We start from the raw sequence: 21,840 nt of genomic DNA, 5'->3' as shown, positions 1-21,840 counted from the left end.
AGTGGATCAGCAGACCCAAGCCATCAAGGTCAAATGTTGCCGAAATGTGACACAGGTTACATTCGCCACCAGCTTTGTGCGTCGACTACGTACCCACCCGGAGCAACATGGTGGCCACAATGCCACAGTTAGCCCTGCCGGCGGCTCTGCTTGACGATCTCGATGCTGTGCGTGCGGATCTTCTTGCGCAGAGTGTTCCGGTTCAGCCCCAACAGGTCTGCGGCGCGGATCTGGTTGCCACCGCAGGCATTGAGCGCCATGGCGATCAATGGCGCCTCGACCCGATCGATCACCCTCTGATAGAGCCCTGCTGGCGGCAGGTTGGGCTCATACTCGCGCAGCAGTTGCGCCACATGGGTCTCCACGGCGGTCGACACATCGACCGGCCCGCTGGCCGCCGGCATCGACGGCCGGTCAGCAAGGTTGAGTTCGCTCTGGACGACTTCGATGGAGATGTTCTCATCCGCATAGAGCGCCGACAGGCGCCGGACGAGATTTTCCAGTTCGCGCACATTGCCCGGCCAGGAATAGTTCTGCATCAGCCGCACGGCGTCAGGCGAAATGGTCTTGACCGGCTCACCTTCCTGTTGGGCGGCCCGCAGGAAATGATGCACCAGATCGCTGATGTCGTCGGCGCGTTCGCGCAACGGCGGCAGCCGGATCGGCACGACATTGAGCCGGTAGTAGAGATCCTCGCGGAACAGCCCCTGGCGGATCATCTGGCTCAGGTCACGATGCGTTGCGGCGACGATGCGGACATTGGATTTGATCGGCGTGCGCCCGCCGACCATCGTATATTCGCCTTCCTGCAAGACGCGCAGCAGCCGGGTCTGTGCATCCATCGGCATGTCGCCAATCTCGTCGAGGAACAGCGTGCCGCCCTCGGCCTGTTCGAAGCGGCCGGACGACCGCGCCGTGGCGCCGGTGAAGGCGCCCTTTTCGTGACCGAACAGTTCCGCCTCGATCAGATCGCGCGGAATCGCCGCCATGTTGATGGCGACGAACGGTCCGTTCCGGCGCTTGCCGAAGTCATGCAGCGCCCGAGCCACCAGCTCCTTGCCGGTGCCGCTCTCGCCGGTGATCATCACCGTGAGGTCGGTCTGCATCAGGCGCGCCAGGGCGCGATAGATGTCCTGCATGGCGGCCGACCGGCCGACCAGCGGCATGGTCTCGCCCGGTTCATCCGCCTTGCGTTCGCTCGGCGTCGGCTTCTTGGCGTCGGCCAGGGCCCGCGCCACGACAGAGAGCACTTCGGCAATGTCGAAGGGCTTTGGAAGGTACTCGTAGGCGCCGACCTCGTTGGCGCGGATCGCGGTCATGAAGGTGTTCTGCGCGCTCATCACCACCATGGGCAGATCGGGGCGCAGCTTCTTGATCTTGGGAATGATCTCGAAGGCATTGCCGTCGGGCATCGCCACATCGGTGATCAGCAGGTCCCCCTCCCCGCGGCTCACCCAGTTCCACATGGTCGACAGGTTGCCGGTGGGACGTACCTCATAACCGGCACGCGTCAGGGCCTGATTGAGCACCATGCGGATGGCGGCATCATCATCGGCCAGCAGCACGGTGTGACTCATTTGTCAGTTCCCTCTTTGGTCAAAGTCGGAGCCGGCCGGGGAGCGACAGGCAGCAGAACGCGGAACTTGGTGCGGCCCGGGCGGGTATCCATGTCGACGACCCCGCCATGGTCGCCGATGATCTTGGCGACGAGTGCGAGGCCCAAACCGGATCCGTTGGATTTGGTCGTGACGAAGGGGTCGAACAGGATTGGCACCAGATCGGGTGAGGCACCGGGACCATTGTCCTCGATGATGATCTCCAGCGGCAGCGAGATGCGCTCGTTGACGCCCTGCACCGAGATGCGGATGCCCGGGCGGAATGCCGTCGAGAACTTGATTTCGGGTTTACTCGTATGTTCAAGGGCTTCGGCAGCATTCTTGACGATGTTCAGGAACACCTGAATGAGCTGATCGCGATTGCCCTGTACTGGTGGCAGCGAGGGATCGTAGTCCTCGACGAAGCTGATGTTGCGCGCCACGCCGCTCTTGGTCAGCAGCTTCACCCGGTCGAGAATGACATGGATGTTGATCGGTTCGCGCTCGATGGGACGATCGTCGCCGAACACTTCAACCCGGTCGATGAGATCGACGATCCGGTCGACCTCGTCGCGCACGAGGCGCGCCAAGGGCAGTTCCTCGTCCGACACCGACTGCTCGAGCAATTGTGCCGCTCCGCGAATGCCGGAGAGCGGGTTCTTGATCTCATGCGCCAACATGGATGCCAGCCCGGTCACCGAGCGCGCCGCGCCGCGACTGACCAGTTGTCGGTCGATCTTGTCGGCCATGGTGCGCTCCTGAAACAGCAGCGCAATGCGGCCCTCTAGCTCGGGCATCGGCGTAGCGAAGACGTCGACCACTCGATCGTCATTGGCATTGCCGAAGCGAGAAGAGCCGACCCGCACGCGATACTCGGTCATCGGCGCATGGCGCTCGATCACCGATTGGACGAGGCCGACGATGGGAGAACCAAAAGCGATCAGATCGTCGAGGCGCTGGCGGGTGAGCACGCTGAGAGATCCACCGAAGAACGCCTCGGCCGCGTAGTTGACGAAGACGATGGTGCGATCCTCGCCGCAGACGAGGACGGGCTGCGGCAGCGCCTGCAGCACCGCGGCGGAAAGTTCTGGAACGTCGGTCATGCGGCCTGCCTCAGGTCCGTCGCGAAGGCCTCTGGAATCATAGCCTGCACCTCGGACGGCGTTTCACACTTGAGCAGCCGCGTACGGACGGCCTTGTCGAGATCGGCTGCGGCTGCATCGAGGTACCAGCCCAGATGCTTGCGCGCGACGCGGACCCCGGTGGCGGTGCCATAGCTCTTCAGCATCGCCTCGTAGTGGTCGAGAACGAGATCGGTCAGCGCGGCCCCCGTCGGAGTGGCGCGCGGCGTCTCACCCTCGAGCGCGGCACCGATCTGGCCGACGACCCAAGGCTGCCCTTGGGCGCCCCGCCCGATCATCACGGCATCGGCGCCGGACTGTGCCAGAGCCGTTCGGGCCGAGGCGAAATCAACGATGTCGCCGTTGACGACGACCGGGACATCGACAGCCTCGACCACAGCGCGCACCAGCTCCCAGCGCGCCGTGCCCTTGTAGAACTGCTGGCGCGTCCGGCCATGGACAGTGATCATCTGCGCGCCGGCGTCGACGGCCCGCTTGGCCAGTTCGGCCGCGTTCAGGCTGTCGTCGTCCCAGCCCAGCCGCATCTTGACCGTAACCGGCAGCGGCGTCGCGCCAACCACTGCATCAATCAACCGCAGTGCCTCGTCGGGCACACGCATCAGCGCGGAGCCGGCATAGCCCGTGGTGACGCGTTTCGAGGGACAGCCCATGTTGATGTCGATGATGTCGGCTCCTGCCGCCTGGGCGATTTCGGCGCCCCGGCGCATCCACTCGGCTTCACAACCGGCCAACTGCACGACGTGTGGCAGTGAACCGGACTTGTCGAGCTTGCGCACCATCTCGTCCATGCCGGTAGCGAGGGCGTTGGAGGCGATCATTTCGGAAACGACCAGCCCCGCACCGAAACGCTCGGCCAGCGCGCGCATGGGCGCATCCGTGATCCCCGCCATGGGCGCGAGGAACGCACGGCAACGCGGTGCGTGCGCACCAATGCTCAAGCCGCAGGCAAGATTAGCCACCGATTGCCCCAGATTTGCTCATTTACAGGGAATGCCCGCAGAGTAATCAAACTTGTTGGGAATACGCAACCACCGTGATCCGACGACCAGCGATTGCACCCCTGCCCCTTGCCGCCTGCGCATGGCGCCGATAGACCAGCAACATACCGAGCGACAAGAGTTTTCACCGCCATGCCCGACCCTTCGATTGCAGTCATTGTCGTTGCAGCCGGGCGTGGTGTACGTGCCTCTGCTAGCGGAGCCGGCGTGCCAAAGCAATATCGCCCTTTGGCCGGTCGCCCGGTTCTGGCGCGCACGCTGGATGCTTTTCTAGGCAGATCCGAGGTCCGCTGGGTGCTGCCGGTCATCAGCCCGGATCACCAGTCGCTCTATGCCGACCTCAAACTGACGCATCCTCGGCTACTGCCGCCGGCCATGGGCGCCCTCACCCGGCAGGGGTCGGTGCTGGCGGGTCTCGAGGCTCTGGAGGCGCATCAGCCTGACCTAGTGCTGATTCAGGATGCAGCGCGGCCGATGGTCTCGGACGAGGTGTTCGACGGCGTCCTGGCGGCGCTTGAGGATGGCGTGGCCGCGCTGCCCGTCACCGCGGTCACCGACACGATCAAGCGCTCGCGCGACGGCCGCACCACCGACGGCACCGAGGACCGGCGCGAACTGTTCGCCGCCCAGACCCCGCAGGGCTTCCGCTTCAGCAAGATTCTCGAAGCGCACCGTATGGCGACCGCCGTTCCGGACGAGTTCACCGACGATGCGGCGATTGCCGAATGGGCCGGGTTCGACGTGATCCTGACGCCCGGCAGTTCGCGCAACATAAAGATCACACAGCCCGAGGATTTTGCCCGGGCCGAGCGCCTGTTGGAAGGAGACCGTCGCATGGAAACGCGGATCGGCAGCGGCTATGACGTGCATCCCTTCGCACCCGGCGATGCGGTCTGGCTGGGCGGGGTGCGCATCCCGCATCATCAGAAACTCAAGGGCCATTCCGACGCCGACGTGGCCCTGCACGCGCTCAGCGACGCCCTTTATGGCACCATCGGCGAAGGCGATATCGGCCAGCACTTTCCGCCGTCTGATCCGCAATGGAAGGGTGCGCGCTCGACCGTCTTCCTGGCGCATGCCGCCAAGTTGGTCGGCGAACGCGGCGGCCGGATCGTCAATGTCGACGTGACCATCGTCGCCGAGGTGCCCAAGGTCGGCCCGCACGCCGCCGAAATGAAAGCGGTGATTGCCGAGACTTGCGGCATCAGCCCTGACCGGGTGGGCATCAAGGCGACGACCAATGAGCGGCTCGGCTATGTCGGGCGCGAGGAAGGCGTCTTCGCCATGGCCAGTGCCAGCGTCGAGCTGCCCCGCGAGGCCGGGTCATGAAGCTGCCGGGCGACATCGCCGCGCTGGCCGAGGAAACGATCGCGGCGCTGAAGGCCAAGGGGCTGACCATCTCCACCGCCGAAAGCTGCACCGGCGGGCTCATCGCCGGCGCGCTGACTGCGGTGCCCGGCTCGTCGTCTGTCGTTTATGGCGGCTTCGTCACCTATGCCAATGAGGCCAAGATCGGGATGATCGGCGTGCCCTTCGGGCTGCTGCGCCAGCATGGCGCGGTATCCAAGGACGTCGCCATGGCCATGGCGGATGGCGCCATGGGCGCGGCTGGCACCCATATCGCGGTCGCGGTGACCGGGGTGGCGGGCCCCGATGGCGGCACCGAGAAGAAGCCGGTCGGCCTGGTGCACTTCGCGCTCGCGACAGAAGACGGCACCCGTCACCTGCGCAAACAGTTCAGCGATCTCGACCGCGACGGCGTGCGCCATGCGACGGTGATCGAAGCGCTGAAACTGGTGCTGAAGGCCGCCCGGGCCTAGCCGAAGCGGCGATCCGCCTCGGCGACGAAGGCGTCGATGATCTCGTCCTGCTTGGCAGCGAACGCGGGCTCGGCCACCGCAGCCAGCAGGGGGTTCGAAATCTTGAAGTCGATGTCGAAGGTGATGCGCGTCCCCTGCCCTTCGGGCTCGAACGACCACTTGCTGTCGAGGAACTTGAACGGGCCGTCATCGGACTTGGCGATGATGGTCATCGCCTGCGGGTCGGCTGTGACCTCGCTGGTATAGGCCTGGGTGACCGGACCGAACTGGATGGTCATCTTCGCCAGCTTGCCGCGCCCGCCGTTGGGCTTCACGTCCATGGCTTTGCAGTTGGGCACGAAGCGCGGGTAGCTTTCGAGATCGGCAACAAGCTCGAACATGGACTTGGGCAGATGCGGCACATGCCGCTCGAGAAACAGATCAGGCATGGGCAACCTTGGCGAGACGGGCAGCGCGCAGGCGCTCGAAATCCTCGCCGGCGTGATGGGAAGAACGGGTCAAGGGGCTGGAGGAGACCAGCAGGAAGCCCTTGGTGGTGGCAACGGTCGCGTAGGACTTGAACTCGTCCGGCGTAACGAAACGGGCGACGGGGTGGTGGCGCTTGGTCGGCGCCAGGTACTGGCCGATGGTCAGGAAGTCGACTTCGGCCGAACGCAGATCGTCCATCAGCTGCAGGACTTCGTTCCGCTCCTCACCCAGCCCGACCATGATGCCGGACTTGGTGAACATCGTCGGGTCGAGTTCCTTCACCCGCTGCAGCAGGCGGATCGAATGGAAGTAGCGCGCGCCGGGCCGCACCTTGAGATATTTCGACGGCACCGTCTCGAGATTGTGGTTGAAGACGTCGGGCTTGGCCGCGACGACGATCTCCAGAGCCCCGTCCTTGCGCAGGAAATCGGGCGTCAGGATCTCGATCGTGGTCCTCGGCGTCTTGGCCCGGATGGCACGGATCACCTGGGCGAAATGCTCCGCCCCGCCATCCGGCAGGTCATCGCGGTCGACCGAGGTGATGACCACGTGGTTGAGACCGAGCTTGGCGACGGCGTTGGCGACATTTTCCGGCTCGTCGGTGTCGAGCGCCGTCGGCAGTCCGGTGCGCACATTGCAGAAGGCGCAGGCCCGCGTGCAGATCTCGCCCATGATCATCATGGTCGCGTGCTTTTTGGACCAGCATTCACCGATGTTCGGACACCCCGCTTCCTCACACACCGTGACGAGATTGTTCTCGCGCACGATCTGTTGGGTTTCGCGATAGACCTGTGACCCGGGCGCCTTGACCCGGATCCAGTCCGGCTTGCGCAGCATCTCGTTTTCGGGCCGACGCGCCTTTTCGGGATGCCGCGGCGCCGTGTCCGCTCTGTCGATCAGTGTGACCACGTGCAATGTCCTAGGTGATGAGGCGGGCGATGATCAAAACGATGATCGCACCAACCGTCGAGACGATGATCTGCGACACGATCGGGTTCTTGATGCCCAGATTGATCTTGGCCGCGGAGAACAGATAGCCTCCGACGAACGAACCAATCACACCCGAGATCAGATAGGTGATCAGACCGCCGCCGCCGACTACGAGGCTTGCCAGGAAACCGGCGACAATGCCGATACCCAGAAAAATCAGAATGGCCCGTGTGTCCATCTTGCCCATCGTCACGTTTCCCCCGTTTCAAGTTTGCGGCGCCGCGTGTCGGGCCGCGTCTGGTGATGCCTGCGATATCGCGTGGCGGCGGGCTGGCTTCAACCCCGTCACCCGCAAGTTTACCGGGCGATGACCCGGGCCACGACGATCACCACGATCGCACCGAGCGTCGCGGTGATGATCTGGCTGAGCAGTGCATTATCGATCGGCAGCGTGACATTGAGTGCCCCCAGCAGCCAGCCGCCCACAAAGGCGCCGATGACCCCGACAATGATATTGCGCAGGATCCCGCCGCCACCAACGATCAGGCTGGCGAGCCAGCCGGCGACCAGCCCGATGGCGAGGAAGATCAGGATCGGACCCCAATCCGAGTTCAGCAGCTCGTCCATGCGCCCTACTCTGCCAGATCGACCACGTCCGCGACATGCACCCAGGCGCCATCCTGGCTGGCCGACTTGATGGCCGAGACCGTCAGCCCCAGGCTCCACAGATTATCCCGTCCGGAGCTGAAGTGCGGCGGCAGCGTGCCTGTCGCCACGGCGTTGGCCATGGCGTTCAGCGTGCCCAGGCGATCGGTGAAGGCGATCGGCTTGAGCTTGACCACGTCCTCGGCCCCTTCGAGTGGGCGCAGGACCAGATGGTCGGGCTTGGTCGTCCCCTGGAAATCGTCGCGCGAGGTCCAGGCCAGCTCGCCCTTGGCGCAGTCGATGCTCCATTCGCCCGACCAGGCCGTCGGTGTGCCGGTGCTGACCCACGAGCCGCGATAGCTGACCATGGTGCCGCCCTCGAACTCGATGAGCGCCACGCCCGCCGGATCATAAGAGAACGGGCTGCCGGCCGGGTTCCAGGTGCGGCAGGAGATGCGAACCGGGTTCTTCTTGAGCACCATGCGCATCAGATCGAAATGGTGGATCGACATGTCCGCCAAGAGCGGATCGGGCATGTCCCAGTAACGATAGCCCTGGGTCGGCGCGTGGCGGCGGAAATCGATGCTGACGAAGTTCACCGGGCCGAATTTTTCGTCGGCGATCATCTCGCTGACGGCGAGCGGCGCCTGCTGATGCCGATAGTTCTGGCTGACCATCAGGATCAGATTGTTCCGCTCTGCGATCTCGACCAGTTCGCGGGCCTGTTCGATGGTCGAGGCAAAGGGCTTTTCGACAATGACGTTCATCCCCAGCTCGAGCGCCTGCTTGACCACCGGATAGTGCGCATCGGTGCGCAGCGTCGCGATGACCAGATCGGCCTTGGTGGCCGCAGCCGCATCGGCGAGCGAGGCAAAGCACAGCTCGGGCGCGACGCCCAGCGTTTCGGTGACCCGCTTGATGGCGTCGGGATTGGTGTCGACATAGCCGACCATCTCGACATTGGGGACGTTCGGAATGACCTCCTGCGACCAGTTGAAGCCCCAGCCGCCGAGGCCGACCTGAATTGCCTTGACCATAATATATTCCTTCGACGACTAGATGTTCAGCGCCCGGCCATAGGCATCGAGCACACTTTCCTTCATCGTCTCGGAGAGTGTGGGGTGCGGGAAGATGGTGTGGATCAGTTCTTCTTCGGTGGTTTCGAGGCCCATAGCGACGACGAAGCCCTGGATCAGTTCGGTGACCTCGGCGCCGACCATATGGGCCCCAAGCAGTTCGCCGGTCTTGGCATCGAAGATGGTTTTCACCATGCCCTCTGACTCGCCCAGCGCAATGGCCTTGCCGTTGCCGACGAAGGGGAAGCGGCCAACCTTGATGTCACGGCCCGCTTCCTTGGCCTTGGCCTCGGTCATGCCGACGCTGGCGATCTGCGGCTCGCAATAGGTGCAGCCGGGCACCTTGGTCTTGTCGAGCGGATGCGCGGCATTATTGATACCGGCAATGGCCTCGACGGTGATGACCGCCTCGTGTTCGGCCTTGTGCGCCAGCATCGGCGGGCCGGCGACGTCGCCGATGGCCCACACGCCCTTCACATTGGTGCGGCCGTAGGGATCGATGACGATCGCACCGCGATCGACCTTCACGCCGACCTTCTCGAGCCCGAGGTTCTCGGTGTTGCACTGGACGCCGACGGCGGAGATCAGCGCGTCGGCCGAAAGCTTCTGCGCGTCGCCCTTCTTGGGTTCAATATGGGCGACGATGCCGTCCTTGGTCTTTTCGACCTTGGCCACCTTGGCGTCGGTGATGATCTTGATGCCGCGCTTCTCAAAGCGCTTTTTCACATGCGCAGCGATCTCGGCATCCTCGACCGGCAGGATGGTGGGCAGCAGTTCGACGACGGTCACTTCGGCGCCGAGCGAGCGGTAGAAGGAGGCGAACTCCATGCCGATGGCGCCCGAGCCCATGATGACCAGCGACTTGGGCAGCTTTTCGGGCTTCATCGCCTCGAAATAGGTCCAGATCTTTTCGCCATCGGGCTCGATGCCGGGCAGCACGCGCGGGCGCGCGCCAGTGGCGATGATGATGTTCTTGGCCTTGTAGGTGCCTTCGGGCAGCACGTTCTTCGGCGCGGGCCACTGCGGCTCGACCGGCTTCTTCTTCATCTTGCTGACCGAGATCGTATCGGCGGCGGTGAGTTCCGCCTCGCCCCAGATGATGTCGACCTTGTTCTTTTTCATCAGGAACTGGACGCCATTGTTCATCTGCCCGGCGATCTTGCGCGAGCGATCGACGATGGCAGGAATGTCGAAGCCGAAGTCCCCGGCGGACAGGCCATAATCCTTGGCATGGGCCATATGCCCATAGACCTCGGCCGAGCGCAGCAGTGCCTTGGTGGGAATGCAGCCCCAGTTGGAGCAGATGCCGGCCATGTGTTCGCGCTCGACCACGGCGGTCTTCAGCCCGAGCTGCGCTGCGCGAATGGCCGCGATATAGCCGCCCGGCCCGCCACCGATGACGATGAGATCGTAAGTGTCAGCCATGTCTATTCCTTCACCATCAGCAGCCAATGGCCCGACTGCGGACCACCGGGATACGGAACCACCGGCCTTTCGGCGCGGCGCTGGAACCCCTGGCGCTCGTAAAAGCGTAAGGCGCTCGTATTGTCATCTGCGGCGATCAGGCTGAGGCCCTTCGCCTTTTCGTCTGTGGCGCGCTCTCCAGCTGCCTTGATCAGCATCCCGCCGACGCCCTTGCCGCGCCAGCTTGAGAACACCGCCAGAATGTTGAGGTACCAGGTGCCCGGCGCCTCGGCCTCGAGTTCGACCAATGGCCTGAAGACGGGGTTCATGTCGCTGGTGTCTTCGGGGGCGATCTCGTCGGGCTGGCGATAACCGACCAGCATGCCGGCCACCTCGTCATCGGTGGCGGCGAGCAGCGCGTTGCGCCAGGAAAACGAGCCGTCGTCGCGCATCGCGCGCATCCGCCCGACTTCGAAGGCGCTATCCACCTCTGCCATCATTTCCGACTGCGACCACACATAGGACGGCAGCCCATGGCCGGCGATATTGACCAGCAGGGCCATGTCGGCGGCGTCGGACCTGCGCGCCGGACGGATGGCGACGGCGTCGGTCACAGGCCGAGCCTTTCGCGAACCAGCGGCGCAAGGCCCTCGCCGATCTTGCGGGTGTTTTCGGGGTTGAGGTGGACGCCATCGGCCGGGTCCGCCTTGGCGACGGTCGCCGCGTCGAAAAAGCCGCAGCCATATTCGTCGGCGCGCAGCTTGTACCAGCGGGCCATCTCTTCGCTTTCCGCGATCACCGCACGTCCGCCGAAATGCGGCAGCATCTCCGGGTGATCCGAAAAGATGATATGCGGCGGCGAGACCATGATGATGTCGGGCACGAGGTCGCCCGGCCGGATGAAATGTCCGCGCACGATCTGCACCAGCCGGCGCACCCCGTTGGCGGCTTCCTGAGCCGTCCGGCCGAGGAACGGCTTCAGATCATTGGTGCCGAGCATGATGATGACCATGTCGAGCGGCGCATGGCTTTCGAGCAGCGTCGGCAGCACGCGCGCGCCATTACGGTCGGCGCCGGTCCCCCAGTCGTCATGGATTGTCGTGCGCCCGCCGAGCCCTTCGGCGATGACCCGGACCTTGCCCTCCAGCGCCTTTTCGAGCGCCGTCGGCCAGCGGTTCTCATAGGCATGCCGCGGCCCACCGGGGATCGGATTCGCCCCGAAGGTCAGGCTGTCGCCAAAAGCGAGAATGGTTTTCATCGATACTTCCCCTCCGTCGCGCATCACGTGCCGGCTCAAGTCGGGTCAGAGCATGCGGCCGCCGCTGCGCGGCGACCGCCAGATGCTGGTCGATCAGACCATCATCATCATCGGCGTTTCGATCAGAGATTTGAACTTGGCCAGCAGTTCGGCGCCGAGGGCACCATCGACGGCGCGGTGATCGCAGCTAAGCGTCACCGACATGAACTGACCAGTCTTGATCTCGCCCTTGTCGACATAGACCCGCTCTTCGCCGGCGCCGACCGCGAGGATGGTGCCATGCGGCGGGTTGATGACGGCCGAGAAGTTCTTGATGCCGAACATGCCGAGGTTCGAGACCGACGAGGCCCCGCCCTGGTATTCATGCGGCGCGAGCTTTTTGGAGCGGGCGCGACCGGCAAGGTCTTTCACTTCGTCGGAAATCTGGCGCAGCGACTTGGTATCGCAGGACTTGACCACCGGGGTGAACAGCCCGCCGGGCACCGACACCGCAACCGCCACGTCGGCGTGCTTGTGGTAGAGGATCGAATCCCCGGCCCATGTCGCATTGGCCATCGGCACCTGCATCAGCGCCGCCGCCCAGGCCTTCATGATGAAGTCGTTGACGCTGAGCTTGTACTCGGGCTTGCCGTCCTTGGACTTCGGCGCAGCGGCATTGATCTGCGCCCGGGCTTCCATCAGCGCATCGATGTTGCAATCGAGCGTGAGGTAGAAGTGCGGAACTGTCTGCTTGGACTCGGTGAGTCGCGCCGCGACGACCTTGCGCATGCCGTCGTTCGGAACGAGCTCGTAGGTACCCTCCTCGAACTGGGCCAGCACCTGATCCTTGGTGAGCCCGCCTGGCATCGCCGCACCGCCCCCGCTGGCAGGTGCCTTCGACGACGAAGCCGCACCCTGCTTGAGCTGCGTCTTGCCGGACTTGACCGCTTCAACGTCGGACTTGACCACCCGGCCTTTCGGGCCGGTGCCGTTGATGGCGGAAATCTCGATGCCCGCGTCCTTGGCGAGGCGCCGGGCCAGAGGCGAGGCGAAGACCCGGCCGCTATCACTGCCATTGGCGGCCGACTTGGCCTCCTTGGCAGCGTCATCGCCCTCTGCGGCCTGCGTCTTTGTATTCTCGCGCGGCAGCGCGCCGGCATCGGCCGGCTTGTGTTCGGCGGCCTTTTCGCGCTCGGGCTCGTCACTGCCCTTCTGAGCCGGATCCGGCTTGGCGTCGGCCTTGTCTTCGGTCTTGTCCTCGGACTTCGGCGCGTCGGCTGCAACGTCGCCGATGTCGTCGGCGCTTTCGCCCTCGGCGAGCAGCACCGCGATGACGGCGTTGACCTTCACATTGTCGCTGCCCTCGGCGACGACGATCTTGCCGATGGTGCCCTCGTCGACGGCTTCGACTTCCATCGTCGCCTTGTCGGTCTCGATCTCGGCAATGACATCGCCGGAGGAGACGGTGTCACCCTCCTTGACGTGCCATTTGGCGAGTTTGCCTTCCTCCATGGTCGGAGAAAGTGCGGGCATGGTGATGTTGATGCTCATGACTGCCTCACTCGCCGATATCTTCGTTCCACACTTCGGGATGGTCTTTTATGAACTTGGCCATCATGTGCTCGCAGCGTTCGTCGTGATAGTCCATCACGTCGACGCCTGCGAGTGACAGCACGTCCTGAAAACCCTTGAAATTCTTCGATTCTGCCACGACCACACGGGAAATGCCGAACTGGATGATGGTGCCGGTGCACATCATGCAGGGGCTCAGCGTGGTGTAGCAGGTCACGTCCTTATAGGTCTTTTGCCGACCCGCATTGCGGATCGCGTCCATTTCGCCGTGCAGGATGGCATCGCCCTGCTGCACGCGCTGGTTATGCCCGCGCCCGATGATCTCGCCGTCGCGCACCAGCACCGAGCCGATCGGGATGCCGCCTTCGGTCAGGCCCTTCTGGGCCTCCTCATAGGCGGCATCGAGGAATTTCTGGTCGTCAGCTGAGACCGACATCCTCAACCCCGATACGTGACGGCGTTCACTGCGGCGATGACTTCATCGACATTCGGCAGCGCCAGCTTTTCGAGGTTGGCCGCATAGGGCATCGGCACGTCCTTGCCGGTGACCCGGGTCGGCGGTGCGTCGAGATAGTCGAAAGCCTCGGCCATGACGGTGGCGCAGATTTCCGCACCGACACCGCTCTGCGGCCAGCCTTCCTCGACGGTGACGAGGCGGCCGGTCTTTTTGACCGACTCGATGATCGTCGCCGTATCCATGGGCCGCAGGGTCCTGAGATCGATCAGCTCGACATCGACGCCCTGCTCCACCAGCTTTTCGGTCGCCTGGGTGGCGTAGCGCATGCCCATCGAGAACGAGACGATGGTGACATCCTTGCCCTGGCGGGCGATGCGCGCCTTGCCGATCGGCAGCACATAGTCGTCGACCTTGGGAACGAGCCCGCTGGCGCCGTAGAGGATTTCGTTTTCGAGAAAGATCACCGGCGTATTCGACCGGATGGCGGCCTTGAGCAGGCCCTTGGCGTCGGCAGCGCTATAGGGCGCGATGACATAAAGGCCCGGGACATGACTGTACCAGGCCGAATAGTCCTGGCTGTGCTGGGCGCCGACGCGCGCCGCGGCACCGTTCGGGCCACGGAAGACGATCGGCGCCGTCACCTGGCCGCCCGACATGTAGAGCTGCTTGGCGGCGGAGTTGATGATCTGGTCGATCGCCTGCATGGCGAAGTTCCAGGTCATGAATTCGACGATCGGGCGCAGGCCTGCGAAGGCGGCACCGACGCCGACGCCGGCAAAGCCATGCTCGGTGATCGGGGTGTCGACCACCCGCTTGGGCCCGAACTCGTCGAGCAGGCCCTGGGTGATCTTGTAGGCGCCCTGATATTCGGCGACTTCCTCGCCCATGATGAAAACGTCGCCGTCCTTGCGCATTTCCTCGGCCATCGCCTCGTTCAGCGCCTGGCGGACGGTCATCTCGACCATCTCGACGCCATCGGGCAGATCGGGATCGGCCTCGGGCTCGAACTTCGGTGCCGCAGGCGAAGCCTGATCGGCCGGTGCGTCGTCAGCAGCCTTTTCGGCGGAAACGACAGGCGCCTCGGCCGGCTCCGGCGCAGTCTCGGCCGGCTTGCTCTCGGATTTGACGTCGTCGGCGCTTTCGCCCTCGCCGATCAGCACGGCGATCGGCGCATTGACCTTCACGCCTTCGGTGCCCTCTTCGACGAGGATCTTGCCGACGGTTCCTTCGTCCACGGCTTCGACTTCCATCGTCGCCTTGTCGGTCTCGATCTCGGCGAGCACGTCACCCGAGCTGACCTTGTCGCCTTCCTTGACGAGCCACTTGGCGAGCTTGCCCTCTTCCATGGTCGGCGAGAGCGCAGGCATGAGAATGTCAGTTGGCATTGATGGCACTTCCTTCAGGCTTCGCCGCGATGCGCGTTCCCAATAATTCTACCCGTAGCGCGCGCGGCGCCCCGGAAACCGATATGCGGCGCGTCAGATGAAGCGCCGCCAGATGATGATGGTCAGCACGCCGGCCAGAGCGATGAGCACCAGACCCCGCGCCGCACGCAGCCAGAACGGATGCCGTCCCCCTGCCCGTGCCTCCGCCGCGACGCGTGCCCGCCGTATCTGCGGCCAGGCGTCGATCAACCCGATAAGCCGGCGCAGCCGCGTGAAGGCTGTGGTGCCGACGAAGACGAAGAACGCCACCATCAGCGCGGTGACCCCGGCTGCCAGCAGCCACAGGCCCCAGTCGATTCCACCGCTGCCCATCCGGCGTCACTTTCGAGATCTTTTGTGCACTGATGCGCATCAGGCCGCTTTCCCGATCACGATATTGACCACCGTCACCGCGACCAGTGTGCCGATACAGGCGGCAAAAATCGCGATCGACTGACGATAGATGCCGACCAGCCGGAGCGCCGCGGCGCCGATGCGCTTTTCGGCGACCGGGAAGTTGAACCGCGCAAAGTTCCACACGGTCTCAAAGCCTTGCCCCGCAGGCGCCGCCGCAAACACCCGGTACCAGCTGGTGAGAATGCGCACGAACGCATAGGCCGCAACCAGCCAGACCAGACCTGCAATGACCAGCAGGGCGACGCTCATTCGGCTTCAGCGTAGATGTCGGTCCACAGCTCCGACGCCGGCGGCTCGGCATCGCTGGTGGCGAAATCGGCTGCTTCGGTGACGATGGCGCGGATCTCGGTCTCGATTTCCTTGAGGCCTTCTTCCGTCTCGTACTTGTTCTCAAGGATGCGCTTACGCACCTGCTCGATCGGATCGCGTTCGGCGCGCATGCTCGAGACTTCGTCACGGCTGCGATATTTCGCCGGATCGGACATCGAGTGGCCGCGATAGCGATAGGTCAGCATTTCGAGAATATACGGGCCCTTGCCGGAACGGGCGTGCTCGATGGCGCGCTGGGCGGCGTCATGCACCAACCGGATGTCCATGCCGTCGACCTGCTCGCCCTCGATACCGAAGGAGATGCCGCGCTTGGAAAAGTCCGGCTGACCCGAGGCGCGCTCGACCGAGGTGCCCATGCCGTAGCGGTTGTTCTCGACGATGTAGACCACGGGCAGGTTCCACAGCTTCGCCATATTGAAGCTCTCGTAGACCTGGCCCTGGTTGGCCGCCCCGTCGCCGAAATAGCTGATCGAAACAGTGTCGTCTTCGCGGTACTTGGCCGCGAAGGCCAGCCCGGTGCCGAGCGACACCTGGGCGCCGACGATGCCGTTGCCGCCGTAGAAGCGATGCTCGTTGGAGAACATGTGCATGGAGCCGCCCTTGCCTTTCGACAAGCCGCCCTCACGCCCGGTGAGCTCCGCCATGACGCCCTTGGGGTCGAGCCCCATGACCAGCATGTGGCCGTGATCCCGATAACCGGTGATCTGGGCGTCTTCGCCCTTTTTCGAGGCCATGGTGACCCCGGTAACCACCGCTTCCTGACCGATATACAGGTGACAGAAACCGCCGATCAGCCCCATGCCGTACATCTGGCCGGCTTTTTCTTCAAAGCGGCGGATGAGCAGCATGTCGCGAAAGGCGGCGAGTTCCTGTTCCTTGGTCAGTTCGGGGACGTTGGACTGGGCCGATTTGGCCCCCGCTTTACGCGCCATAAGCGAGTGCTCCGCAGGTAAGATGCCACGTCAGATACGGGCCGCGTACGGCTCCGCTGTTTCGGCATCATAGCGCAAGAGTCTCGCCAACGCCAATCTGGCGTTTGAGAACAAGAACCAGATCTATCAGTCTGTTTCCGCTGCGATAATTGAGCTTAACTTGACTTCGGTTAATGCGTATGGTGAACTGGAAAGCGGTTTACCGGTCACTGGATCGACCAGAACAACGATATCGTCCGGCTCGGACATGGAGAGCAAGGCGCGGGCGCGCTCCGACACCAGGTCCGGATCCAGTCGCGTCGTCTGGAACAGCGCGATGCGGTGGACATAGGAATCGATTTCGGCCTGCAGCGCATTTGAACTGGCATTCAGCTCGTCGATCTGCGCCTCCAGCATATCCTGGCTTTCGATGCCGAACTGCCCGGAAAAATAGCTGAAACCCAGATAGCCCTGAAAGGCGACGAGCCCCAAGGCGACGGCGACATGGCGCCAGAATGCAGGGCGTTTGAGGCGAGTGGACATCCAGTAAAACCTTGCAACGAACCGGCTGACGATAGTTCACCGGCCGTTAACAGCCGGTTTCATGTCAGGATGCCACAGCGCGAGGGGACGGGGATAAGTCGGGCACTAACCCCGCCGCATGACGAGGTCGTGCCCGAGCACGGCGCCCGACTCGGTCGTAAAGGGCACACGGTCGACAGGGACAAACCCGGCACGCTCGTAAAGCCGGATGGCGCCGGCATTCTGGCCCCATACAGTGAGTGTCACAGTTCGAGCGCCAGCGTGGTCGATCCGCTTCAGGGCAGTGTCCAGCAGCATGGAGCCCACGCCCCGCCCCTGCTGGTGCGCAGCGACATAGAGCCGGTGCAAGCCCCAGGCGTCCGGCGTCTCGCCCGGACCGAACTGCACGAAACCGACGGGGGCCTGGTTGGCGATCGCCATGAGGACGGAGTCAGATGCGAGATAATCGCGCCAGCGCGTCATGGAGAGATTGCGCGCCAGATGGCTGGCAAGGTCCGCGGGTGTGAAACCGGCCCCGAATGCCGCGACATAGGTCGCGACTGAAAATGCAGACAGGGCGGCCACATCGGCCTGTTCCGCCGCCTGCAGGGTCACGGACGAGAGCTCAGCGGCGGTCTGAGTGGGCAGTGCCTTGTCCATAAGGGCGTTGCGCAGGCGCTGGCCGCGCCTTTCGACAATCTGGCGGCGGACGACGCCAAAACCGTGGCGGGCGAAGAAACCCTCGGCAGTCAGACTGGCCTGGGTCCACAAACGCGCCATGCCGGCGGCGAGCGCCGTGGCGTTGACCTGCTGCAACAGGCGCGCCGCCACGCCGCGGCCGGCAGCATCGGGGGCGACGAACAGCATGTCGATGAGGCCGTCGGGACCGAGATCGGTAAAGCCTACTGGACGGCCGTCCAGCTCGGCGATCCAGGTCGGTCGCGACAAACGGGTCTCATGCCAGGCGTCAGGATCTGCGACTTGCGCCCAGGCAGTGATTTGGGCGGGAGTGTAGTCGCGCGCGGCCGTCTGGCGGATGGCGCCGAGGAAGATCTCGATCGTCGCATCGCGATCTGTGTCTTCATAGGAGCGGATGGTCAGCATATGACCCTCCCCATGCATGGGGGCAGCTCTGGCCGCCCCCGATGGATTGGTCAGGCGTAGGCCTTAGTCCTTGAGGATGTCCGTGCCGGCGTAATGCCCCGCGGCGCCCAGCAACTCCTCGATGCGGATCAGCTGGTTGTACTTGGCCAGCCGGTCCGAGCGGCTGAGCGAACCCGTCTTGATCTGCCCGCAGTTGAGCGCCACGGCGAGGTCGGCGATGGTCGAATCCTCGGTCTCGCCCGAACGGTGCGACATCACCGAGGTGTAGCCGGCGCGATGCGCGGTCTCGACGGCGTCGAGGGTCTCGGACAGCGAGCCGATCTGGTTGACCTTGACGAGGATCGAGTTGGCAACGCCCATCTTGATGCCGGACTTCAGCCGCTCGGTATTGGTGACGAACAGGTCGTCACCCACCAGCTGCACCTTGTCGCCAATCATCTCGGTCAGGGCCTTCCAGCCCTCCCAGTCGTCCTCGCCCATGCCGTCCTCGACGGTGATGATCGGGAATTTGCCGACCAGATCGGCAATGAAGCGCGCGTTATCTTCGGAAGACAGCGACTTGCCCTCGCCTTCCATCTCGTATTTGCCGGACTTGAAATACTCGGTCGCGGCGCAATCGAGGCCCAGATAGACATCCTTGCCCGGCTCGTAGCCGGCTTTCTGGATGGAACCGACGATATACTCCAGCGCCGCTTCAGCGGACTGCAGGTTCGGCGCAAAGCCACCCTCGTCACCCACATTGGTGTTGTGACCGTCGGCAGCCAGGGCCTTTTTCAGCGTGTGGAAGATTTCCGAGCCCATCTGCACCGCATGGGCAATGGATTCGGCGCCGACCGGCAGGATCATGAACTCCTGCATGTCGATCGGATTGTCGGCATGCATGCCGCCATTGATGATGTTCATCATCGGCACCGGCAGCACATGGGCGTTCGGCCCGCCCAGATAGCGGAACAGTGGCAGCGACGAGGATTCGGCGGCGGCCTTGGCGACGGCCAGCGACACGCCGAGAATGGCATTGGCGCCAAGACGCGACTTGTTCGGCGTGCCGTCCAGCTCGATCAGCGCCCGGTCGATTTCCAGCTGGTCCAGTGCGTCGAGGCCCTGGATCTCCGAAAAGATCTCGGTGTTGACCGCATCGACGGCATTGGTGACGCCCTTGCCCATATAGGCCTTGCCGCCGTCACGCAGTTCCACGGCCTCATGCGCACCGGTCGAGGCGCCCGACGGCACCGCGGCCCGGCCGAAACTGCCATCATCGAGCACCACATCCACTTCGACCGTGGGATTGCCGCGGCTATCGAAAATCTGCCGTCCGGTGATGTCGACGATGGTGGACATGTGGTGCCTCGTATCAGCTGAATGGGTGAGCCCTTGTTAGACAAGGGTTGTGACACAGTGAAGAGGGCGCGCGGATTAAATTATGCTGCCGCACCCTACCCGCGGCTCACCCGGCCATCGGCAATCAGCGCCGTGACGGCTTCCTTGACCGCTTCGAGCGACGACCAGCGGGGCGCATAGCCGAGCAGGCGCTGCGCCTTGACCATGGAGTGCGAGGGGCTGCGCGCGATGTGTTCCCAGGTCGCCTGGGCGTTTTCCGCCGACTGGCTCGCCTTCCAGGTGTCATAGGGCGCGTAGCTGAGATTGGGTTCGTGCCCGAACCAGCGATACATCGCCTCGGCATAGCCGCGCAGGTTGATGGCCTGCGGCGACACGGCGTTGAACGCTTCGCCGACCGCAGTCGAATGATTGGCGATGATCGCCATCACCAGCCGCGCCAGATCGTCGGCATGGACGTGGTGGATGGTCTCGAGCCCGAAATTGGGGAGCGTCAGCGCTTCGCCGCGCGCAATGGTGGAATAGACCGCCGGGTCGAAATGGCCGGCCGGGTTGAGCGGCACCCAGCCCGGTCCGACGATATGGCCGGGACGGAAGACGGTCGCCGGGAAGCCGTTACGCCGCGCCTCGTTGAGCAGGTAGGTCTCGATCTCGGCCTTCTGGCGCCCATAGTCGCCAAACCCGTTGAGCGGCTGGTCTTCGGTCGCCGGTACCGCGGTGTTGTGGCCATAGACCCAGATCGTGCCGCAATGGATGAAGTGCTGCACCTTGTCCCTGAGCGCCTCGACCAGATGCCGGGCGCTGGCCGGGGTGAAGCAGATCATGTCGATGACGATATCGGCACCGAGATCCGCGATCTGCGCACCAAAGCTGCCATCAGCTTCGGCGGCCTCGCGATCGATGGTGACGGTTTCGACCGCCGACCAGGCGGCATTGTCCTGATAGGGCTTCGATTGGCCGCGGGTGACATTGACCACGGCGTGCCCGGCCTCGACCAGCTTCGGAACCAGATAGGTGCCGACATGCCCGCTGCCGCCGATGATTGCCACTTTTGCCATGATCACTCCTCCCAAAGACAAGGGCGATGCTTCGCACCGCCCGCGCGCCAAATTAGCCCGATCCGCCAATGTGTTCCACCCCTGAAGGGCCGCGGGCGCGACGGCGGCCGAGAGGTGTCTGCGCCGGGACCGCAGGGAACTGAACGGAATTGCCCGGATCGTTCACTTGGGCCTTTTTGCGGGTTCGCCGAGCTCCTCCTGTGTGCGACGGCAACCAGTCTAGGGGCAGCTAGCCGGACGGGGACAGTCGCTGGATTGTTTCGTCCTTCCAACGGCTTGCAGCGGGTTAATGATTCAGCGTCCGATCTGCCACCGGCACACGTGCCGGGCATGGCTGCAATGTCGCCACGGTTTGGACACGCCGATGAACGGTGGCTGGCAGACTGCTTCCAGGTGGCATGACACACAGTTCGCACACCAGCGGAATGCAACCGGCGCCCAAGATGTTTGCGACGCATTTCTGTCAGGTGGCGCCAGTTTATTGTGATCCGGACGCCATGAAGAGACATGCTGAGGCGGTTGGCATGACCGCGCGCGTAAATCGCGCTTAATTACTTCGTAACCATAAAAAATCATTGTCCTGCTCATGGTTCACGAGGTGAACGCCCTGCCAGCTTCGAGGAGGAGTGAAATGGCAACTCTGCAGTCGCGCATGCTGCCGGTTTTATGCTGTGTTGCCGTTGTCTCCACGCTCTCCGTGGCGTCGACGATGGCGGCCGACAGAACACCGCAGATTGAAATGGACCCTGGCTACGATTGGAATGGCCTCTACGCCGGTGTGCAACTCGGCGGAGGCCAACTTCACCCCAACCTAACGTTTCCAGCCTTTCTCGTTCACCCTGACGCCTCCGGCGCGCTTGCCGGCGTTCAGGCGGGCTACAATTTGCAGATCGACCACCTGGTTTTCGGCGTTGAAGCCGACATTGCCGCGACCGATTTCGAAGAAACGCGCCTGTGTTCCAATACGGACTATACCTGTACGTCCGGCGCCGACTGGATGGCATCACTACGCGGACGTGCCGGCGTGACGTTGGATAGAACCCTCGTATACGTGACCGCCGGCGCAGCGTTTCTTCACTACGACGGGAACACTGAAGAGATCGCCACCGAAGATCGATTTGAAGATCCCCAGACCCTGACGGGGTGGACCGTCGGCGCGGGCGGAGAATATGCGGTTTCCGATGCGATCATGCTGGGTCTCGAAGCGCGATATGCGGAGTTCGATACCGCAACATTCGAGTACGATATTCCTTACGAGGTTACGCCCGACGTCTTCTCGGTCACGGCCCGCTTGAGCGTCAAACTCGGCAATTGAACTGGTCGGCGGACCTCAAGTGCGAATGGCATCGGTGCGCCCGCGCATTCACATGGCGCACCAGCACTGCCCACGTTCGC

24 protein-coding genes are annotated in these 21,840 nt (G+C 63.6%); 3 read left to right on the top strand and 21 right to left on the bottom strand.

The features are described from left to right. Positions 1 to 128 precede the first annotated feature (128 nt). Genes ntrC through dusB form a run of 3 tightly spaced genes read right to left on the bottom strand, consistent with a single transcriptional unit; the run spans position 129 to position 3,603 of the window. Positions 129 to 1,577: a nitrogen regulation protein NR(I) gene (gene ntrC / locus ACN0TK_RS07165; protein WP_417308787.1), complete on the bottom strand. Its 1,449-nt coding sequence runs from the start codon at positions 1,575 to 1,577 to the stop codon at positions 129 to 131. Beyond that, positions 1,574 to 2,698, bottom strand: coding sequence for a two-component system sensor histidine kinase NtrB (locus ACN0TK_RS07160; RefSeq protein ID WP_417308786.1), 1,125 nt, complete (start codon positions 2,696 to 2,698; stop codon positions 1,574 to 1,576). Before ACN0TK_RS07160 ends, ntrC begins: the two co-directional genes overlap by 4 nt. Then, the gene (dusB, locus tag ACN0TK_RS07155; RefSeq protein ID WP_417308785.1) at positions 2,695 to 3,603 is read right to left on the bottom strand and encodes a tRNA dihydrouridine synthase DusB; all 909 of its coding nucleotides are present in this window, start codon (positions 3,601 to 3,603) and stop codon (positions 2,695 to 2,697) included. Before dusB ends, ACN0TK_RS07160 begins: the two co-directional genes overlap by 4 nt. A gap of 264 nt (positions 3,604 to 3,867) precedes the next feature. Here dusB and ACN0TK_RS07150 point away from each other — a divergent pair, with 264 nt between their 5' ends. Both ACN0TK_RS07150 and ACN0TK_RS07145 read left to right on the top strand, forming a co-directional pair. Next, a complete protein-coding gene (locus tag ACN0TK_RS07150) occupies positions 3,868 to 5,064 on the top strand; it encodes a bifunctional 2-C-methyl-D-erythritol 4-phosphate cytidylyltransferase/2-C-methyl-D-erythritol 2,4-cyclodiphosphate synthase (protein ID WP_417308784.1) in 1,197 nt (398 codons plus the stop codon). Then, a complete protein-coding gene (locus ACN0TK_RS07145) occupies positions 5,061 to 5,555 on the top strand; it encodes a CinA family protein (RefSeq protein WP_417308783.1) in 495 nt (164 codons plus the stop codon). Before ACN0TK_RS07150 ends, ACN0TK_RS07145 begins: the two co-directional genes overlap by 4 nt. Here ACN0TK_RS07145 and ACN0TK_RS07140 read toward each other — a convergent pair. From ACN0TK_RS07140 to ACN0TK_RS07055, 18 genes are all read right to left on the bottom strand, one after another. Then, the gene (locus tag ACN0TK_RS07140) at positions 5,552 to 5,983 is read right to left on the bottom strand and encodes a type II toxin-antitoxin system RatA family toxin (RefSeq protein ID WP_417308782.1); all 432 of its coding nucleotides are present in this window, start codon (positions 5,981 to 5,983) and stop codon (positions 5,552 to 5,554) included. The genes ACN0TK_RS07145 and ACN0TK_RS07140 overlap by 4 nt on opposite strands. Further along, positions 5,976 to 6,932 (bottom strand): lipoyl synthase, encoded by a 957-nt coding sequence (gene lipA, locus ACN0TK_RS07135; protein WP_417308781.1) that lies wholly within the window; start codon positions 6,930 to 6,932, stop codon positions 5,976 to 5,978. Before lipA ends, ACN0TK_RS07140 begins: the two co-directional genes overlap by 8 nt. Before the next feature lie 10 nt (positions 6,933 to 6,942). Then, positions 6,943 to 7,191, bottom strand: a complete 249-nt coding sequence (locus tag ACN0TK_RS07130) for a GlsB/YeaQ/YmgE family stress response membrane protein (protein ID WP_417308963.1) — start codon at positions 7,189 to 7,191, stop codon at positions 6,943 to 6,945. A gap of 119 nt (positions 7,192 to 7,310) precedes the next feature. Further along, on the bottom strand, positions 7,311 to 7,580 hold the full coding sequence (locus ACN0TK_RS07125) for a GlsB/YeaQ/YmgE family stress response membrane protein (RefSeq protein WP_417308780.1): 270 nt from the start codon (positions 7,578 to 7,580) through the stop codon (positions 7,311 to 7,313). Between the two features lie 5 nt (positions 7,581 to 7,585). Continuing rightward, positions 7,586 to 8,635 (bottom strand): Gfo/Idh/MocA family protein, encoded by a 1,050-nt coding sequence (locus ACN0TK_RS07120; RefSeq protein WP_417308779.1) that lies wholly within the window; start codon positions 8,633 to 8,635, stop codon positions 7,586 to 7,588. Positions 8,636 to 8,653: 18 nt separating this feature from the next. After that, positions 8,654 to 10,099 carry a dihydrolipoyl dehydrogenase gene (lpdA, locus tag ACN0TK_RS07115; protein WP_417308778.1) on the bottom strand — a complete coding sequence of 482 codons (1,446 nt, stop codon included), beginning with the start codon at positions 10,097 to 10,099 and terminating at the stop codon, positions 8,654 to 8,656. 2 nt (positions 10,100 to 10,101) lie between these two features. Beyond that, on the bottom strand, positions 10,102 to 10,692 hold the full coding sequence (locus ACN0TK_RS07110) for a GNAT family N-acetyltransferase (RefSeq protein WP_417308777.1): 591 nt from the start codon (positions 10,690 to 10,692) through the stop codon (positions 10,102 to 10,104). Next, on the bottom strand, positions 10,689 to 11,336 hold the full coding sequence (locus tag ACN0TK_RS07105) for an SGNH/GDSL hydrolase family protein (protein WP_417308776.1): 648 nt from the start codon (positions 11,334 to 11,336) through the stop codon (positions 10,689 to 10,691). Before ACN0TK_RS07105 ends, ACN0TK_RS07110 begins: the two co-directional genes overlap by 4 nt. A gap of 93 nt (positions 11,337 to 11,429) precedes the next feature. Further along, positions 11,430 to 12,866: a pyruvate dehydrogenase complex dihydrolipoamide acetyltransferase gene (locus ACN0TK_RS07100; RefSeq protein ID WP_417308775.1), complete on the bottom strand. Its 1,437-nt coding sequence runs from the start codon at positions 12,864 to 12,866 to the stop codon at positions 11,430 to 11,432. 7 nt (positions 12,867 to 12,873) lie between these two features. Beyond that, on the bottom strand, positions 12,874 to 13,323 hold the full coding sequence (locus tag ACN0TK_RS07095; protein ID WP_417308774.1) for a nucleoside deaminase: 450 nt from the start codon (positions 13,321 to 13,323) through the stop codon (positions 12,874 to 12,876). Between the two features lie 2 nt (positions 13,324 to 13,325). Beyond that, positions 13,326 to 14,729 (bottom strand): pyruvate dehydrogenase complex E1 component subunit beta, encoded by a 1,404-nt coding sequence (locus tag ACN0TK_RS07090; protein ID WP_417308773.1) that lies wholly within the window; start codon positions 14,727 to 14,729, stop codon positions 13,326 to 13,328. A 93-nt stretch (positions 14,730 to 14,822) separates the two neighbouring features. Continuing rightward, entirely contained in the window at positions 14,823 to 15,101 is a 279-nt protein-coding gene (locus ACN0TK_RS07085; protein ID WP_417308772.1) for a hypothetical protein, read from the bottom strand. 39 nt (positions 15,102 to 15,140) lie between these two features. After that, positions 15,141 to 15,434 (bottom strand): hypothetical protein, encoded by a 294-nt coding sequence (locus ACN0TK_RS07080; protein WP_417308771.1) that lies wholly within the window; start codon positions 15,432 to 15,434, stop codon positions 15,141 to 15,143. Then, a complete protein-coding gene (gene pdhA / locus ACN0TK_RS07075; RefSeq protein WP_417308770.1) occupies positions 15,431 to 16,447 on the bottom strand; it encodes a pyruvate dehydrogenase (acetyl-transferring) E1 component subunit alpha in 1,017 nt (338 codons plus the stop codon). The genes ACN0TK_RS07080 and pdhA overlap by 4 nt, the downstream gene beginning before the upstream one ends. Positions 16,448 to 16,573: 126 nt before the next feature. Then, positions 16,574 to 16,969 (bottom strand): FtsB family cell division protein, encoded by a 396-nt coding sequence (locus ACN0TK_RS07070; RefSeq protein WP_417308769.1) that lies wholly within the window; start codon positions 16,967 to 16,969, stop codon positions 16,574 to 16,576. A 105-nt stretch (positions 16,970 to 17,074) separates the two neighbouring features. Beyond that, complete coding sequence (locus ACN0TK_RS07065) at positions 17,075 to 18,052, bottom strand: GNAT family N-acetyltransferase (protein ID WP_417308768.1); 978 nt, start codon at positions 18,050 to 18,052, stop codon at positions 17,075 to 17,077. Between the two features lie 63 nt (positions 18,053 to 18,115). Continuing rightward, on the bottom strand, positions 18,116 to 19,390 hold the full coding sequence (gene eno / locus ACN0TK_RS07060; RefSeq protein WP_417308767.1) for a phosphopyruvate hydratase: 1,275 nt from the start codon (positions 19,388 to 19,390) through the stop codon (positions 18,116 to 18,118). Positions 19,391 to 19,485: 95 nt separating this feature from the next. Further along, the gene (locus ACN0TK_RS07055; protein WP_417308766.1) at positions 19,486 to 20,445 is read right to left on the bottom strand and encodes an NAD-dependent epimerase/dehydratase family protein; all 960 of its coding nucleotides are present in this window, start codon (positions 20,443 to 20,445) and stop codon (positions 19,486 to 19,488) included. Between the two features lie 631 nt (positions 20,446 to 21,076). Here ACN0TK_RS07055 and ACN0TK_RS07050 point away from each other — a divergent pair. Next, positions 21,077 to 21,760: an outer membrane protein gene (locus tag ACN0TK_RS07050; RefSeq protein ID WP_417308765.1), complete on the top strand. Its 684-nt coding sequence runs from the start codon at positions 21,077 to 21,079 to the stop codon at positions 21,758 to 21,760. Positions 21,761 to 21,840: the final 80 nt, after the last annotated feature.

The sequence above is a fragment of the Devosia sp. genome, from assembly GCF_048261455.1.
GTDB lineage: Bacteria > Pseudomonadota > Alphaproteobacteria > Rhizobiales > Devosiaceae > Devosia_A.
The sequence above is the reverse complement of the archived record's forward strand: the minus strand, read 5'-3'. Positions and strand labels throughout refer to the sequence as shown.